The organism is Corynebacterium sp. HMSC067D03 (assembly GCF_001811185.1).
Lineage (GTDB): Bacteria > Actinomycetota > Actinomycetes > Mycobacteriales > Mycobacteriaceae > Corynebacterium > Corynebacterium coyleae.
On sequence record NZ_KV803781.1, the window covers coordinates 1 to 18,190 of the forward strand.

10 protein-coding genes and 1 pseudogene are annotated in these 18,190 nt (G+C 49.5%); 1 reads left to right on the plus strand and 10 read right to left on the minus strand.

Translation table 11 applies throughout. The features are described 5' to 3' along the window. Window positions 1-303 precede the first annotated feature (303 nt). The 9 genes and pseudogenes from HMPREF2785_RS11720 to HMPREF2785_RS12130 form a co-directional block, all read right to left on the minus strand. The gene (locus HMPREF2785_RS11720) at window positions 304-2,418 is read right to left on the minus strand and encodes an asparagine synthetase B family protein (RefSeq protein WP_141750603.1); all 2,115 of its coding nucleotides are present in this window, start codon (window positions 2,416-2,418) and stop codon (window positions 304-306) included. A 65-nt stretch (window positions 2,419-2,483) separates the two neighbouring features. Beyond that, window positions 2,484-3,242, minus strand: a complete 759-nt coding sequence (locus HMPREF2785_RS01010; RefSeq protein WP_070613922.1) for a glycosyltransferase family protein — start codon at window positions 3,240-3,242, stop codon at window positions 2,484-2,486. Then, window positions 3,242-4,801, minus strand: a complete 1,560-nt coding sequence (locus HMPREF2785_RS01015; RefSeq protein WP_070613923.1) for a hypothetical protein — start codon at window positions 4,799-4,801, stop codon at window positions 3,242-3,244. The genes HMPREF2785_RS01010 and HMPREF2785_RS01015 overlap by 1 nt, the downstream gene beginning before the upstream one ends. Continuing rightward, window positions 4,798-5,169: an HAD family hydrolase gene (locus tag HMPREF2785_RS12330; RefSeq protein ID WP_070613924.1), complete on the minus strand. Its 372-nt coding sequence runs from the start codon at window positions 5,167-5,169 to the stop codon at window positions 4,798-4,800. Before HMPREF2785_RS12330 ends, HMPREF2785_RS01015 begins: the two co-directional genes overlap by 4 nt. 2 nt (window positions 5,170-5,171) lie before the next feature. Next, a complete protein-coding gene (locus HMPREF2785_RS01025; protein WP_070613925.1) occupies window positions 5,172-6,590 on the minus strand; it encodes a hypothetical protein in 1,419 nt (472 codons plus the stop codon). A gap of 269 nt (window positions 6,591-6,859) precedes the next feature. Then, window positions 6,860-8,941, minus strand: coding sequence for a glycosyltransferase (locus HMPREF2785_RS11445; RefSeq protein ID WP_168164667.1), 2,082 nt, complete (start codon window positions 8,939-8,941; stop codon window positions 6,860-6,862). Between the two features lie 63 nt (window positions 8,942-9,004). After that, window positions 9,005-9,262 carry a hypothetical protein gene (locus HMPREF2785_RS01035; protein WP_070613926.1) on the minus strand — a complete coding sequence of 86 codons (258 nt, stop codon included), beginning with the start codon at window positions 9,260-9,262 and terminating at the stop codon, window positions 9,005-9,007. A gap of 383 nt (window positions 9,263-9,645) precedes the next feature. Then, window positions 9,646-10,827 (minus strand): hypothetical protein, encoded by a 1,182-nt coding sequence (locus HMPREF2785_RS01040; protein ID WP_141750606.1) that lies wholly within the window; start codon window positions 10,825-10,827, stop codon window positions 9,646-9,648. A gap of 164 nt (window positions 10,828-10,991) precedes the next feature. Further along, window positions 10,992-11,978: pseudogene (locus HMPREF2785_RS12130) on the minus strand (IS3 family transposase); the annotation flags it as partial. A gap of 180 nt (window positions 11,979-12,158) precedes the next feature. Here HMPREF2785_RS12130 and wecC point away from each other — a divergent pair. Next, window positions 12,159-13,406, plus strand: a complete 1,248-nt coding sequence (gene wecC, locus HMPREF2785_RS01045) for a UDP-N-acetyl-D-mannosamine dehydrogenase (protein ID WP_070613928.1) — start codon at window positions 12,159-12,161, stop codon at window positions 13,404-13,406. Between the two features lie 49 nt (window positions 13,407-13,455). On the opposite strand, the gene HMPREF2785_RS01050 is transcribed toward wecC, so the two are convergent. Next, window positions 13,456-17,841, minus strand: a complete 4,386-nt coding sequence (locus HMPREF2785_RS01050; RefSeq protein ID WP_070613929.1) for a glycosyltransferase — start codon at window positions 17,839-17,841, stop codon at window positions 13,456-13,458. Between the last annotated feature and the right edge of the window lie 349 nt (window positions 17,842-18,190).

Here is an 18,190-nt window from a genome sequence, read left to right on the forward strand (position 1 = left end):
TACTCAAACGGAACAAAACCTGGGACACTTCAACTTGACCCCGTTCAAAGATCACTGCCCAACTCGAATCCGCTTTTAGTTAAGCTAGATTAGGTGACAACGAGCAACACCTTGCGCACATTCTCGAAAGGGAAACTTACGCGACTCTATAGGCCTCCATAAATCGCTCGGTGTTTCATAAAATAGAGACCTGCTAGTACTCCAAATCTACACATAGCTCTCTATCTCATTGTTTCCGCTGGAAGCGCTGCTCGGCAGTAGCCACTCATGCCCCGTTCTGGCCCAACGAGATGTGGCGTAGGACTATACGACCTGCTGCTCTCCACTCTCCACTACCATCTGGGCGCGTGGGGCGCCTTTTCGGCGAACAAAGACCTGAGCCCTATATATCCCGGCTCCACCTATCTCGAAAGAAACCGGATTCTGGTATTCCGAATACCAGGCCGTAGAAACTCGGGAGCCATCTTTGAATAAGTAGATCGCTACCTCGGCCTCTGACGAGAGATTTTCACACCACACCTCAATGTTGCGGTCAACGACCTCAATACCTACGTTGACATCTCCCATTGAATACTGCTTACGTGTTCTCTCAAAACGCCCTGGAATACAAATTGTTTGCGTTACCAGATGCTCCTGTTCCGAGGAAAACCTTGTTACACTGTAAGCAGCATCAGATACTCCCAATGCGTCTTCAACAGTAGCTATCTTTGCCAACAGTGATCTTTGAATACCGTTGGAGAAATCACTGTTTACAGCTACGGTTTTTAGTAACCAGTCAGGCAAATATTCGAATACCCTGTCGACTCGTCGTGCTAGTTCGGCACCAAAACCAGACTGAATATCGTATCGTGGTACTCCGGCTATTTCTGCCACTGGAGAGACAGAGGAATTTTCCTCCCATCTAGAAAGCGCACCTGAGCCATTAATCGTATTCCATCGAGTATCACTTGGAAGAGATTTAGTAAGTTCGCGATCCCACTGATCACCATTTAATCCTAATGTAACAAAGGCAGGGTCAATTGACCGCATGATATCAAACTGGAGTTTCCCCCATCCTTGTTCCGTAGGATCCAAGAAAGTTTTTGCCATTATAAACTCAGGCTGGCAAAGGGGATTTACTAAGAGTTCCTCGGTTTCCCACGCTTTTCGCGTAATTGCGTGATGTAACCTTCCAAAATTGACGTCGAAAAAACGGCTCAAGGAATCAAAGTAGGACCTAAAATAAGCGCTAGAAAGGAAGGCCCGCACGAATAGAGCCTCGCCAGCGCTATAGACTTCGTGCGGAACGAACATTTTTGGATTTGAACCGGCGTAGAACCGCCGGAATCCCGCTACCAAATCCTCGCCCGCAAGTGCCGATTTGTGAGCACCCAGCATGCCAACAGCAAACTGCCCACGAAGCATCTCACCGTTCGCGCCATAAAAGTGAGTTCTAAAACCGCGTTTCATCGCAATAGTCGATGAACCCTCAATTTCGAAACTTTGGTGCGATCTTACGTGTTGGAAACGATCCACGGCTTCTGTGACTGTGAACCTGTAGCCTTCACTTGGCTTTGGCTGTTGCCAATTCAGGCCAAAGCGCTCGACAATTCGACTAGCGTAGTGCAAATCACCACGCATAACGTCTCGTGTAGCACCTGCTGGATACCCCATCGGGTTATTGCTTATCACGTTAATAGAATTAAGCGAATCGGCAGCGTGAATTAGAGAAAGTACTGTACGCGAATCTCTGCCACCAGACAGTCCAACTACGGGTTCCTGCTTACTGAAGGCCACGCTTGCTTTGATTTGTTTACTCGCGCGTTCGATACCTTTCGCTATGAGGTCAGAGTAACTACTCCCCGGAGCTGGTTTAGAAAAACGGCGCCGCACGACACTGTAGGTTCCGCTTCTAATTATGATCGCCTCGTCGGCATTTAACGCATACACTCCCCGGCGAAAAGTTTGTTTAGAAAATCTTCTACCGAACAGCGTGTGTACGCTGGAAACGGTGGGGGCAAGTGACGCGAATTCCAACTCGCCACAGCCATCAAATCTCTGCATCCTATGGCAAACCGCCCGGAAACTTGATCCGATGACCAAAACTCCATCCGACCGCTGTCCGTAATAGACGTTAGCGAAACCGAAGTAATCAGCTAGCACAACGTGCACGTTCTGATCATCCCTGAAAATCCCGAACCACTCTCCGTTCGCTTCAAGCAAATCAGCAAGCGGGAAAGTAATCTCAGAATCCGAAAAGCTTAAGGCTCCGGCGTGTATGTTCGCAGGCAAAACACCGTTGATAGCGACCGACCGGAACAACTCCAGGTCAAGTTCTTCAAGCTCTCGAACTGTTATTGATTCGACAACATTCTCAAACTCGGCTACGTCGCTTGGAAAGCAAAATTGAGAGAATTCAGCGCTCTCTGAGAAACGCACGTCAATTGTCCTATCACTAAAATAATCGAGATAAAGCTGCAGCCACCGCAAACTCTAATAAATTTTTAATGTTCTACCGGGTACCGGCCGGGGAGCTCCAGTTGATCACCGACATCTAAAAGCGCTTGAAACTCCGACGGTGTCCCGCAAAACACACAGTCCGACTCAGGTACCTGTCGAAAATAGACTGGCAGATTCTGTCCAATCAGGTGATTATAAAGAGGAGCAATATAATACTCTCCCTTCTCAGTCAGATTGCTATCGAAAAACGCACGAAAAGAATCCAGAAATAGCTCGGAATTAGCAAAGATATACAATCCATTACTGCAAAACTCGGAAATCCGAGTCTTTTCTGCAGTCCTTAATACTCGAGAGCCTGATGCTGGTTCAACGAATGACCAGTGGTCCCCCTCACCCCGAAACACGTCGAGAACGCCGGCCCCGATATGTCTCCGATCGGGAATACTGAAGTTCAATAACATGCTGTCCGCGTTGAAGATAACGAGGGGGCCTGCGTCATCGGATTTCTGCATACGCTCCAATCCGATCGCCACTGAATGCGCTTGACCTTCGGTTTCAAAGTCAAGTTCGACAATCTCAAAATCTCGAATTCCCTCCTTCTTCACGACCTCTGTAACGAAACCTGAAGCATTAAAATCTTCTCGAGTAACAAATAGAAATTTTTGAGACTCGTAATAGGCTTGAAAGCTTCTTAATACCCACGCCAGGACTGGTTCCCCAAACAAACATAGCTCATACTTAGGAACGGAGAATCCTTCTTTAAAGAATCGGCTGGACCGCCCTACCATAGGGATAACAATCATTAGATTAAACCTTCTTTGTAATCATGGTAAAGCCGTAGCCCGTTTGCGAATAGCCCCCACTGCCGACGCTGATTATCCGCATGAAGAGGCAACATAGAAAAGAACAAAAGGATCATCTGGGGTATGGAAGCGTTCAGATCGATATCCCCCAGTAACGCATATCCATCTCGGAGATACACGTCTTTGACTTCTTGCTGATTGTGCGTCGTTAGGACCTCCAGGTCAAATTTCATTCGGGACAGGTCCCAAGAAACATCAAAGGCTCCCGAAATGATCAAGTCGTAGAATCCAATGACGGAGTGCGACAATTTGGCTAGATCGTAATGTAGGTCTCCGGTCGCATCCGAGCTAGTTGCTGGAATCCCTCGGGGATCAAGTAACCGAACACGACGATTCCGGGAATCGTAGAGTATGTTCGAAAAGCACATATCCCCATGTAACAAGCCAGGTAACACTGGGCGGCTAAGGGAATCCGCAATAAGGTCATCAACAATTTCCCAAACGGCGGGGAGACTCACACCATTAAAAACGACTGGTTCATTTCCTGAGACTCCCATAACACTTAAGAATGTTTCAACCCGGGCCCGAGTTTTTGCCACTACTAAGCGGTTCCTCGCCTCGACAGCAAGTGACTCATTAGCAGGCAAAGCCATTTGCGCCCTAAGGAGCCAATCCCCGATTGATCGGAAGAGTTCTGCCCAAAAATGCTTTGGATGGTTGCCGTGCACGAAAAGATCATTTAAAGGAGTCATCGGAAGATATTCGAGTGAATACGAACCAACATTATGATCGACTCCGTAAAGTGCGGGGGCAAACAGCCTCAGATCTTCGGGTAAAAGATCGAACCACTTAGCTTCCGCTAGTATCTTGTCTGTTTTGTGGCTACTCTTCCTTACGATGCCGCCGAAAATTTCAAGGTCGTTAAACTCTCTCTGGGTTGTAAATTTCTCACGAGCTTGAAAGTAGGTATTCACATGTCCGAGATCTAACCAGCCGACTGCCTCAATTTCCTCCAACGGTATACGCTGAGAGTACGCTAAAACCGCACCCTCGAAATCATCGTCAGAGAGCGCAAGTGCACGCGATAGCTCTCTTCTGCTCTCAAAGCAGAAGTATCCACACCATACGTTGGAAGGCTCGCCACTCTGAGTGCCCGCCAGCTGCCAATCATAAGAATCGGTGGTTGCGGAAACCCCCACCACATTCACCGAAGAATCAATGCGTTTTAATAATGTGTCTCCGTGAAGAATCCGGACGATATCATCCCGAGATTCACTTACATTGAGCGCAAACAACACCGATGCCGCCAAACTGAAGCCCGCCGGGACAGTTACCACCTCCACGCCACTGTCATCTATCGCACGACTTTGGAGGTTTGTCAGAGAAATGTTTTCCGGAAGCGAGAGCACAATAGATTCATCTCCGAAGGCTTGTCGCAACGTTTGGACTTGCCAATACAGCAGCGGCCTATTGCCAATCGGCAGAAATACGGGCGGAATCGGTCCGAATTCGGAGCGAAGATCACCTTGGACCTCCGCGGCGGCAGTTATTAATATCACTTTTTTAACCCTATGAGTTCACAGATCTCCAGATAGCTGAGTTTAGCGAATTCGTCCGGCCTTACAGCCTTATCATCGACGTAGAATCCTTCAGATCCACACCAAGGTTTCCCCATATAGATTTCATCATATGGAATCTGGTGCCGATCCAACCATTCTATGAGGGTCGGAAGTGTATGCGCATTTATTTTGCCCAAATTTCCCTCAAAGGTCCTTACGTTTCTGGAGGAATGGAATACGATTTCGAATCCACGATTCTTATATTCACGAAGCCGTTCAATTACAGGAAAGTTTGGCTGCGCACACGCATAATCACCATTTTGAGTAAATGAAATGGTGTCGTCAACGTCGACAATCAGTCGCTTCAAATCTAAACCCTCACCTTTTCAATCGCGGATCTTAGCTGCGGAAGGGTAATCAGTTCTGACTTGAAAAGCCCATTCTTCTGCAGTGGACTGGATACTGGATTTCCTCCCATCATCCAAAGCTCAAGGCCCAAATTGACGTGCCCTTGCAAGTAGTTCGGCTTTCCGAATACCTCGGTTTGTATTCGCACTGATACCGAATGAGGACTCCAAGTTGTCAACAGAGCTTCCATCACATCTGACCGTCCATAGAAGAACTGGTCCCCTACGCCGAATCCCCATGGCTCAAAGAGCCAGTTTGGATGATCATTCCCAATGTCGCTCGGACCTAGGCTTCGCAAGTCTTCGGAAGTCAGAACGGTACCTTCCTTAAAAATCAGATCCGGCCGCACTTTTACGACATAATCATAGTTCCGAGAAAGATACCTTTCCCCCAAAATGGATGGCCACACAAGGTTGTGATAATGCATCTTCATGCCGTTATCCATCAGCTTAAACACCGGCTCCGACTCATCTACCAAATGTATGCGATCCGTGTGGAGGCTCGGAATGGAATTCAGTAGGATTTCATTAAGTGTTTCCAGACTCGCTCCCCTTTGACTACTCAACTCCTTATCAACCAAGGCCAGTTCTCTATCCGTAAGGCTTTCCCCCAGGGGAATTGCCTCCGAATCAAGTACTCGACTCAACCTCGAACGATTGAGTGACGTCCGTCCGAGAGTGCTCCACGACGAGACAAAATAGTCCGCGTCATTGACCTGCAGGTGCCGTTGTAGTTCTGGAAGCGCGCGTTCTGGATTACGCATCTGGCCCGCAACTACTATCGCAGTTCTTCCGCCGTTAGATTCCGAAAAAGGCTTCGGAGCATTCACCAAACGCCGCGTCACAGCAAGATTGACCAGCCTATAACGGTGATCACGACCCTCAGTAGCCCTTTGGATAACCCTAAGCAACTGATCTCCACCAACATTAATTACTGTGGCCGCTAGCGCTATATTCAGTAGAAACTCTGGGGAAAAACTACCGTATGGCAACTCATCGCGCAATATATGCCCAATCAGCCGTTCTGCGTTACTTCGATTTGACAAAAAAACTGCTGCGTCATTGGCACCGAAAGTACTGCCGGCTTCACCAAGGTAGTAGGGGTAAGCCTCCCAGAAAGCTGTCGGTAACAAGTAGGAAAGATTAGAGACATAGGCGGCGGGGGGATTTGCTACCAGCAAGTCACTTCCGAATTCACCTCTCCGGGTATCGAACTTGTTAGCAAAAATCTTGATGCCTTCTGCCCCGTAGTTGCGCATCAACTTAATGCGGATCTGCGACACGAGTCCCGGTGAGCCAAGTACATCTACAGGCGAGTTCGCTGCCAAAACCTCAGCTACCAATTCGGCCACCATTTCGTCTATCTGCTGCATTTCCTCCACTTGCCTTCCCTAGCACCGTTACTTAAACGGTTTCAATATGGACATCATCTCAAACCGGTTGGGCTTAGCGATCGAATTGAATCCCATAAAATCACTAATTATCTCGGGATACAGCGCAATCTTAAAAAAATTCTAGACGAACAGTCCAGCATTAAACTGCTACGAATCATCTTCAAGAATTATCACTCGCTTTGTGGATCGCTTCCGTCCATTCACATTGGAGGTCATCGCAAACTCAGACTTATTCATTCCCCGGCATTTCAGGTGAGCTAGGTGAAATCCGAGAAGATCCTATCCAATACCGTGATTGCTTCCGGAGCGTTGCCCACACCGGATTGATAGGTCAATTCCAGTTCCGACAACGGAGAGCCTTCTTGAACGACGCCCCAAATTGAGGTTCCACTTGCCTTGTAATCAGAAAATTTCGAAGGGAGGAAAGGGTTAATTCCCTCTGGGTTACTACAAACTGCATCATTGACAAGAAGGACGTCCGCTTGCACACAAGCGCTCAAAAAATCGAGATACGGCAAATATCCTTTTACTCTTACGGTCCCCGTCAATCCATAGGTAGAAATCTCTGATTCAACATTTTCTATCTGGTTGGTAAAGATATGCAGCACGACACTTGATCTGACCTCCGGACGTGAATTCATCAACGCAACTAATACATCGCGTAATCCACGATTCGAATAAAACGATCCGAAGTACGCGATGTTAATACGCTCCGGGGGAAACGCACTCGAATCTGATTTGTTAGTGAATAATGATGAATCCGGAGCAGGATGGGATCTCACAAGTGACTTCTGCTCCACCAGCTTCTTTAGGCTTTCCGGATAAGAATGCAGCATGTACGACTTTTGATTTTCATTTGTAAAAATGACTTCGTCAGCAAGTATTACCGTCAGAAATTCAATCAAGTCGAACGCGGTCTCCACATCAGCTAACGGAACCACCGAACTCACAACCTCCAGTAGCTCCGACGAGAGGTCGTTTTCAATAAGTGGTGCTTTTCTCTTCTTTCCCTCCACATCAAACCTTAGAGGATCAGAAAACTCTGCAATCCAGGGAACCGCCGGATGTGCCAATTTATACAAAGCTGCCGCTACATGCGATCCAGCCCACATGGCACGAGAATAAACTGACTCATAAGGACCAATCCGCTTCTGCGTAAGAGAATCCGCCACTGCGAACGCCTTCAATGCAAAAGTGGTAAGTAATGACCAATCATTAAAGGTGACCGGCGCCTCTATTTCCTTATGTTGAACTACCCAACGACCAACAACATGATCAAGACTTTCGTCTCGCTCTCTCGTACTGGACATGTCTGCCGATACGACATCCACCTTCTTCTTTCGAGACCTAATGACTTTAGCCGCCACAACTGCCGAGGTGTCCGAAAATGGGGGAAAGCAGTACGAAAAGACTAAGTCGCTAGCTTGGCCAGTCTGAACATCAGACCATGGAAAGTTAGAGACCGAACGCTCATCAACCAGATCCTCCAGTGCTTGCTCGTCCTGTGGATTTTCCTTCAAATACCGCCTAATAAAGCCCAACTGACCTTTTTGAAGCTGTCGAACTGCAGGAGAATTACCCTCAATCTCATTGAGCGCAACATAGCAGTCGAGGCGTTGCCTCACTGAAAAGTCAAAAGTTGCTGGCTGGCGGGAGACGGAATTCTCCGTTAGCCGCCTTACGTACGCATTGTCGTCAAATTCCACAGCCGAGACGCGGAGATCCGCATCTGATAAAAGTTGCGCAAAGAATACTAGATCTTCGCCACTTTCGAGCGTCTCGTTGTAGCGGTACTCTCCAATAAGATTTCGGTGAACGAGTTTACAAGCATTGAATCCAAAAGCCCAGGATATACCGGTACTAGCGACTTCCGTTCCAGCGATTGCGGAAATCTTCCGATTTAAGGGATTCAAATCGTCGAGTCCCGAGTTCGGTGAATAATTGTGAATTGGCGTCAGCGCTATCACTTTATCCGAGGCAATCTTATAAGCAGATTCTAAGAACCTTGGCAATACCCAGTCATCAGCATCCACGAAAGTTACATACTCGCGTGTGCAAGCGCTCAACCCCAGGTTACGAGCCGCACCCGCCCCCGCTAAAGCGGACTGAAGGAAACGAAGATTGAATCCCGTATTTTCCCGCTCGTAATCGCGAAGTAGGTCTAGAGTTCCATCTTCAGGACCATTAACAATAACAACAACTTCAAGAAGTTCACGAGGGAGCGTCTGAGCGCGTAGCGAATCTAATGTCTTGCGGATCGTACTAACCGATTTGTAACTGGGGACGATAACGCTGACACCAGGCTGCGACCTCTGAGAAGAACCTTCATTAAATAACATTTTCCCAATCATCTCCTGTGACAAACCATTCCAGCCAGCTACCCAATGAAGTATTCCTGCTGTCTAGCTTTCCGATTTGAGCTCGAGGATACGTTCGGCCAAGGCAGCATTTTGCATCTTCAGCTCTTCGTTCCTGACGCACTGAGCAACGAGCTGGTCGCCCAGTTGGACAACCAACCTGTTGGCAAAGTTGAGTTCGGTCTCGACTATTTCTTTTGAGTTGGCAACCTGTTGAAGCACTTCCACTTCATTCTCAAGATGGTTGAGTTTAGCCCGATACTCCTCCGCCTGTTGTGCCGATAGGATAACCGGAACTGTCACGAGTCGTCCAAGTTGAACCTTCGCTAGCTCACAATCGCCTCTACCCCCGTTAGTGCTGTAGGTGGCAAGGGCAACGGAATCCCTAAAGTCGACTGACTGTAAGCAACAATCAGAAGTGCCGAACTGTATAAGGACCCGAGTTACATGCCGTTCAGTTTCTGGACGCCACACCGCAACTACAGATTTATCATGCCTTAGCCACCCTTCCATGAGCGTAATATCCTGGTAATTTGGGCTAAATATATAAATACAATCAGCAGACTGCAGTACCGATGAGGGAAGTATGTCCGCATCTGAGTGCCAAATCATCGTCCCGTTAGGAAGTACCCATAGCGGTGGTGGTTGATCAGCTGGTTGAACAACCGCAACTTTGACCGATTTCCTCAAACTTTCCATTCTTTATCTCTCTGCCTAGGACTGTTCTTCAGTTGGACCTTTACGTTTGCAATCTCGATACTCGGCCGCTCTCGGCCAAACCTCATGAACCGCATGCCGGTGCACACCAAGCCTGCAGGTAAGTCAACATCTACATGATAACGACCAACCCCTGGCCGGAGATCTAAATACTTAAAGTGACCAATGGATGGATCGCCTGACAGATATAAGCCGTCGACCCGAAAATCAATTGTTTGGTCTGCAACTATTTCACCTGCTTCTATTTTTGCAATCTCAAAGCTGACCAAACAATCTTTCGGCTTAATGGAATGATCTGCCACACAATCGAAAGCCAATTCAAATGCAGAAGCGCAATCAAACAATGAAATTACGTCTAGAGCCTCTATATCTCTGAAAGGCTTATCAACGGCACTCAGGCACCCACCGTCGTGCACGGGTTGCAATAGCTCTTCTTCCACCATCAACTCGTGCAGCACTTCGGAAAAATGATCATCCGATCCGCAATCAAACACCCCGTATGCTGGCTTTTCACCTAACCTACGAAATGCGTTAGTTTCGACTTCCGCCTTTAGATGCCTGTCACCTGCCACAAACACGACTCTCCTTGGGGATGCCACCGACGCAAGTCGCCGTAACTTTTCACCGAGCTCTGGAGTGAACGAGGAGACTCTCATTTCAGCGCGAAGGAAGCTATCTAAATCAACTAGAAGTACGTCGTACGCGAGATGTTTTAGCTCGGCTTCCAGTTTCGAGAAGGCGATGGAACTTCCTGTGATTGTTTCAACAGGGAACCGCTTGAAAATTTCGTCTTCCACGCCCCGGTTTCCCACATAAAGAATTTTGGGAGACCCCACAAAGCTTTCAAAGAGAAGCTCAATTTCACCCCGCCCTTTCCATCTTTCGATGGTAACAGTCACTTTTCCAAATTGTTCCGGGGGCATATGAGCTACGACACTAAAGGGTTCAAGATGACTACTATTTTCGAGATAGCGATAATGCGAACCGTCAGGGGTAGGCCAGAGCCCGTCGATTTTCCCTGGATGCCCTTTCTCTGGCGAAAATCGAACCAGAACTTTATTTTCAGAAGCTGACTTTAGTAGCCCTTTAACCTCGTAGAAACTATTTTCATCCGGAAATACTGGCAGGGATAGCTTTTCGTTCAAAATCATTTAATCCGTCCAACTATTTGCTCGCCTCTAAACAGTAGTTCGCCTCATAGTAAACTACCGCCTGCTCATGCCCACTGTCCGTTTCCACCCACTGGGTCTTTCTGTAGCACTCCGTGCGTACAGAACTCCGCCACGTTCAGCGAACGATGATTATTCTTAGCCTATGCATTGTCGCATGAATCTCCGACGCTTCCCACGCCCGGCATAATCTCAGCATCGGCCAACGCTGTAGACTATTTTAGCGACATGTACCGACTGTTCCGATCACTGCGATGGATTAGATTTCCGTCATGAATTCGACCGGTTTTGTCAACACGTGCTCCAATCCTTCCCTTGGCAGCGCATGAACACTTCAACAACAAACGCGGTGCAAAGAAACGCTGACGAGGTGCTCGCAAAGGTAATGCCAGCACCCCAAAAGCAGGCCAGGTGCGTCAGCACGATAGTTCCGCTAGACAAGATCCGGACGACCGACTTGCAATTGAGTGACTATCCATTGCTATCAGATTTCGTCCACGCCGCCAGCCATAAACACCTGCTGGTTTCATCAAACGCGCCGTATAGTCGCGGCCAATATGTAAGCCCTCCCGATTCATTGCGTCCCGCATTTTGCGGGTGCCGTAAACAGGGAAGTTTTCCCCTGGATACGTTGAGTCTCTGGGATAAGCAGGCTTTCGCTCAACGCATTTGCGTTTGGAGTCCGTGCGGTGGCGATCCGCTAGCCGCGCGGGGCAATGAAACCACGATCTGCCTGCTTCAAAACACGGCAGATGACTTCGACCCCAATTTGTTCCTTTTGCACGTCGATTTTGGAAATCATCTCATCGTGGCATCGGCAAAATTCCACCGGGAAAAAACCAAATCTGGTTTTCAAAATCTCGTTGGTTCGTTTCAACTAACACGACCTTCCCGGAATATTCTCTTGAGCTTCTGCCTTCGACAGGTTCCTCAGCCGAGGCTGCTGCCCGTCCGCGAAGTACAACCAAGTCGAGATACCACAAGCGCAACGTCTGGTGGCAAACGCCAAGCAGTATCCCGACTTCTCCGTAAGCGCATTGCAGTGAGCAAGGCTTAAGGTGGACCGTTTCAACGATTTGGCCGACTGCCCTTCCCTTGAACTCGACGAAATTATTCTGGGCCGAGTGACCTATCTTTCCTTAGATAGGTCAGGAACTAGCCTGAGGACACTTCCAAGAGTAGACACTTCATGATAAAGCCTCTATTAACAAGATTGAATGCCTCGCACTGAACGTCAACTCTGGGTGCCCCGCTCAGACATGGAAGCAGAGAGCTACAATGCAGGTGTTCTTAACACCTAAAGGAGCCTTGATTTGAATTCAGTTGCTTTTATTGGACTAGGTTATATTGGCCTGCCAACAGCCGTCGTCATGGCCAATAGTGGCTTGCAGGTGACCGGCGTAGATGTTGTACCAGAAAAAGTTGAATCCGTAAACAACGGCGAAGTAACAATCGTGGAGCCAGGCCTCGAGGAGGAACTGCGAAACGCACTCGAAAGTGGCAACTTCCGTGCTTCCACGGCAATGCCGACTGCCGACGCCTACATTGTCGCGGTTCCCACGCCTTTCCAACAGGACCATTCCGTAGACATGGCTTTCATCTATTCGGCCGCCGAGGCCATCGCACCGAAGCTTACGGGTGGTGAACTAGTTGTGCTCGAATCCACTTCTCCGCCGCTCACGACCCAGCGCATGGCCGAACGCATTATTGAACTGCGCCCTGAATTCGTTATCGATGGCAGCGACAATCCGGACGAGAAACCGACAATTCTTTTTGCACACTGCCCCGAGCGCATTCTCCCTGGCAAAGCCATGGAAGAGCTCCGTACCAACGACCGCATCATCGGTGGTATGTCACCTCAGGCTACGAAGCAGGCCCGCGAAGTATATGCGAGCTTCTGCCGTGGCGAACTGCTCGAGACAAATGCACGCACTGCTGAGTTAGCGAAGCTAACTGAAAACTCGTTCCGCGATGTAAATATTGCTTTTGCCAACGAACTATCTGTCATCTGTGACAGCCTTGACATCGATGTCTGGGAACTAATCGAGCTAGCTAACCACCACCCTCGCGTGAACATTCTTCAACCCGGTCCAGGTGTTGGCGGCCACTGCATCGCAGTGGACCCATGGTTCATCGTCTCTAGCGCTCCTGAACAAGCGCGGTTGATTCGCACCGCTCGTGAGGTAAACGACGCAAAGCCCGCATGGGTGCTGGACAAGATTGCTGACGCTGTTAACCAGGAGGACGCCGGAACAATCGCGATTCTCGGTCTGGCGTTCAAGCCCAACATCGACGACCTGCGCGAATCTCCAGCATTGGAGATTGCGAAGCGCGTCGCTACGCAATTCAGCAATAGGCAGATTCTCGCTGTTGAGCCGAACGTAAAGGCTCTGCCGCCGGCCCTCGAGGGATTAGAAAACGTCGAATACGCCACGCTTGATTCCGCAATCAATCAAGCAGACGTATTGGTACTGCTGGTTGACCACAACGAGTTTAAAGAAGTTCGTGCATCTGAAATTCAGGGCAAACACATCGTGGACACCAAAGGTCTTTGGGTTTAACTAGAGCCGCTTAGGGCCTGCCCCTCCCCGAGGGGCAGGCCCTTCAACTTTACCCTTCCTGACGAGTAATCAAAGCTACCAGGCGTTCAAGGACGTCTTCCTGAGCAAAGTGCTCTTTCACGAACTGACTTGCATCCTCAGAATTCACCTCGCCACATATCAGGGCTTGAGCCAGCTCATCGGTTGAAGCAGACAGCCATTCCAGTGGGTAGATGAGATCCGCACCCGGCCACGCGATGGAGTAGGGAATCGCACCAGAAGCAGCACCGTCAGCCAAAGTGAGATGGAACGATTCAAAGTCACTCACCGAGAGGACGAAACCTACGTTCCGGTACCAATCGGCCATATCAGGACCAAAGCCATCGAAAATAACAGAACCAGGCTTCCGGTTATTTAGCGTTGCAATCCGGTCGTATTGCTCCTTGTAGAATGCCATTTCCTCCGGACGGTTTGCCATCCACGGATAGTCTTCAGGGGTTTTACCTTTTATCCGCAAGTGGAACCGCTGATCTTTTTTCTGTAGCGCCTCAAGCACATCAAGGGCACGGTCCAAACGCTTTAACCGTGGCACAATTCCGACAAAGCCTATACCGAACTCAGCCGTCGGCTTCTTCGGGAGCTTAAGTGCCCCCACGTCGACAGGGTTAGGGATGATAACTGTCTTTTCTTTTGGAATGCCGTGGGAAATGACGGCGGTATCTCGAATAAGTTCACCCACGAACACGAATTTTTCTACGCTAGACGTATCAATCTGCTTGAGGTACGGGCGAAACAGCTCCTGGGAATGTACCCGCACAACAAGTCGTTGATCAGGGCGAACGTGATGCGAAAACCACACCGCATTTCCCAGACCCCACTCGCAAAAAACTATATCCGCCTCAGAAAGCAGTTCCATCGACTGATCTTCGTCGTGCTGAGTATGCGACTCCCATTGATCCAATAGGACCTTATAACCATTGGCCGTCAAGGCGGCAATAGTGCTCTGAGCAAATTTCAGATCGTGCCCTGCCACAAGAACTGTTGCTCCAACGGGGAGAGACGCTAACTCATTTTCGACTTGTTCCGGTTGCGTCCAAGCTGTGTCCGGCGCCATAAACATTCCAACAGCATTTGCATTGTCAGCATTCTCGCTTCTGATCAGCGCCGCAACAGTTATTTCGTCCGGGGTAATCGGAACACATACTGAGTCGCCGTTAACAAAGTTCTCCCCATACAGTGGCTGAATGACATCCCATTCACCAAACCGCGTAGCAAGGAGCAAATCCTCAAAATGCGTGCGTGAAACTGGCTTATCTACGTGCGTGGTGTAGTCCGCTTTTACTGACTCAACGTCCACGCGAATGCCTTGTTCTCTGACTAGTGCGCGCTGTTGTTCCGATAAGTCACCAACAATAGCGAATGGTCGAACAGACTGTTCCAGTAGCGATGCAATTAGCTCGTTGCTCGGGTTTGAAACTGTGACAAAGTAAGTCGGAAGCTTGACTCCACGGACCGGAATACCAGCAGTGCGACACATAATTGCCATTGCTGTATCCGTCGTGTGTGATCGATAGATCGTGCGCATTTGCCGCCAGATTTCTTCCAGCCGGCCTTCTGCGCTTTGCGTCCAATTGAGCATCCATGCGTCAATGTCCTCTTCGGCATTGGACGACGCAATATTCGGCCCCAAGGTTTCCGAGATTCCACGACTTGGAGAGGAAAGGACAACACCGCCACAAGCAGGGATCTCAACAACACGGCGAGAGAACATAGTCGGAGAATCTGTCACTGAGCTCACGTTTAGTTGAGCAATGTGGGATGCGTACGATTTCAACACCTCGGTGTATGGCAGTGATCCTCGAACCGCAGGCGCATACTTTGACGGAAAGGTGTAGGGAGAATCTGGTATATCCGCCTGACGGTCGTAGATTGCTAGTCCATACTTTCTCGCGGCCTCGAGCAGCTGGTCAAGCCCCTTTGAACGATCCGCGTATCGCTGCCCGTAATACGTCCCGGCATACGCGATCGTATTATCGAACTCTCTCGACACCGGTAGAGGATTGTGAATCTTGGGCTGCGCGTAGAAAGGTAGAGAAGAAACACTTACATTCTTGCAGTCAGGAACCCTCAAATACTCAGGAATCATGTTCGCATCGGTGGTAAACACATGATCAAACAGGGCTGTGTTAGGGGCGAATCGCGCAAAGTGCACCGGATCTTCTTTATTCCAAAAGACAGTGGGGACTCCGTTTTCTTTCGCATACGCTACAAGTGCTCGCAGATCAGCGCTTTCGTCATCCGAGTAGTGCCCGACTCCCCGCTTCCATTCGCCACCGTTTCCTTCCCATGCTGATTCCACAAACAGCAGATCAATCGAGTGCGACGAAAACTGTTGACGCCAGCTTTCACGACTCATCAAAACTGTGTGGAACGCCCCTTCAAGAGTGGTACGTGTGAATTCATCTCCAATCACCCCCACCGTCAAATCAGCAAGTTCCCTACTTGAAGTAACGCATGTTTCGTAACGACGACGCGCCTCCACCTGAGCCAACCGCATAGTTTGGCCGATAGCTTCCCAGGTACGCTGCTCAACCGTCCAGAGACGCGCTCTACGGCCAAGCTCACCACGTGCTTCAGAGTCTTCAATCAGTGTTCGTAGCTCCACGGTGAGGCTCTTTAAGTCTCCCGCTCTGAACGTTGCTGCACGCGGTAGATCTGCTGTACCTGAAAGATCTACGTTAGGTGCGACATCGGACAAAATCGTTGCTTTACCGGCTGAAAATGCTTCCAAGGGTTTTAAGGGCGAGACCAACTCGGTGATGCGTTGAGAATGACGCGGGCATGCGACGATATCGAAGATACTCATCAACCGAGGGATTTCAGACTGCGGTAAGCGTCCCAAGAATCGGACCTGCGCATGAGGGCGATCCGCTGCTAGCGTTCTCAGGTTATCTTCTGCTACGCCTGATCCAGCAATCACAACCTGGTGTTGGATACCTTCTCGCCCAAGCAGCTCGGACGCTTCAATGAGCAGATCGAGCCCCTCATATTCCACCAAGCTGCCGGCAAAGCCAATGACCGGACCCTCACTTGGGATCTTTTTCGCTTGCTTGTAGCTTTGGTCTGCGGGAATCGGCACGAACCTGCGAGTGTTCACCGCATTAGGCGCAAGCAGGATCTTGTCTCGTTCAACGCCCCGTTCGACCAACTCATCAGCTACCTGGTCTGTAATAGCAAGTACTACATCTGCTTCCAGCGCAACCAAGGTCTCGAGGTCGCGCATGAGCTCGAAACGTTCCGTATTTTCAAACCCCGGTTTTGATGATGCTTCGGTTAGCTCCCAAAGTCCCCTCACTTCGTAGACGAAGGGAACACCAACTCTCCTGGCAGCGATCAGAGCTGGTAGCGCTGTCCGGAAGTTCGATGCTGACTGAATCATACTGGGACGATTCAGTTTCGCTTCACGCACGAAACCATCTGCGGCGATCTGAAAATAGTGATCTAAGGCGTCTCGGCTCAGGTTTCCGCCGGGAATGTGAACATATGGCACTCCGTCTAGATTTGTGGAACTGCGACGCTGACCGGGCTTTTTTCGATCAGCCTTTGAGTCCCACGGATAACCTGGCCGGGCGACAACAACCGGATCAACACCATTTGCCGAGAGTCCTTCAACTACACCCCGAGTTCGTGTTGAATAGCCATTTGAGTTAAAAACAGGGCTCTGGTGCACGCAATACATCACACGATTTACCTCGGGAACGTAAGCGCACGCATCCGAACGTGCGGGGAGAGCGATGCCGTTCTTGCGAACCCGTTCAATACCAAGAATTCTGTGCGAGAGAATTTTTGCTTTATCTGAAGATTCCTCTAACGCAGCTTGATTCGTTTGAATGAATGTAGCGGCATCACTGACTCGACCTTCCTGATACCACAGCCGATTCAATGTCGTTTCAAACGATTCATTGCGAGTTCTGTGGTTACGCTTTTCTAGGGATTCGAAATCTCGTTCACCGTCACTGTTACCACTGCCAAACGAACCAGTGCGGGGTAGCGCATCGACTACCTTGTTGGCGAATTTCGAAGATTTCTTCGCTGCCTTTTGCGTAAAACCAACTGGGTCAGTCAACGCATGGCGCGTAGCTTTAGCCGGCGCTGCAACAGCACGCCCAAGGCGCATAGTTTTGGAACTACGAAGTGCTGCAATCTGATCTTTCAACTTGGAGTTCTGCTTCGCGAGCCGTTCGCTACGAGTCTTCTCATCCTTGAGACTCGCCATCGCGGATGAGATTCTCCTCTTCAAATCGCTTCGCTCGCGCATAAGCGCAGCGAGCTGCTTCTCCTGGCTCTGCCCACGAAGATGCTTCATCTCGTTGTAGAACTTCTCGGGATCATTGACAATGGCATTAATCCGTAACTGCTCGAGATGTTGCGGATCGCGGATCTCATCGGCGAACACTAGACGCTCCTTCAGACGTTTGAACTACACAGGATCTAGCCCGTTGCTCAATCGATTCTACAAACTCGTAGGAAGCTACTCCCATGCTAAGACAGCGGCGCTGCGGTAACCCTCCACTGGAAACTGCGTGATCGCGGACATGGTTTGATTAGCCGAGGTTACGACTTGCGAACACCCACCCTGGAGCCGCACCCCTGAGGAATGGATGCTTCACCGCGAAAAAGGCCAAAGTTACAGGTCTGTCCAGCGAAGGAAGCAGCCACATCCTGCTATGCGGGCCTCTCCTCCGGATCAGAAAATGCCGTATTTGAAAACCACACAGCGCACGATGCGCATTTTCAGCAACCGG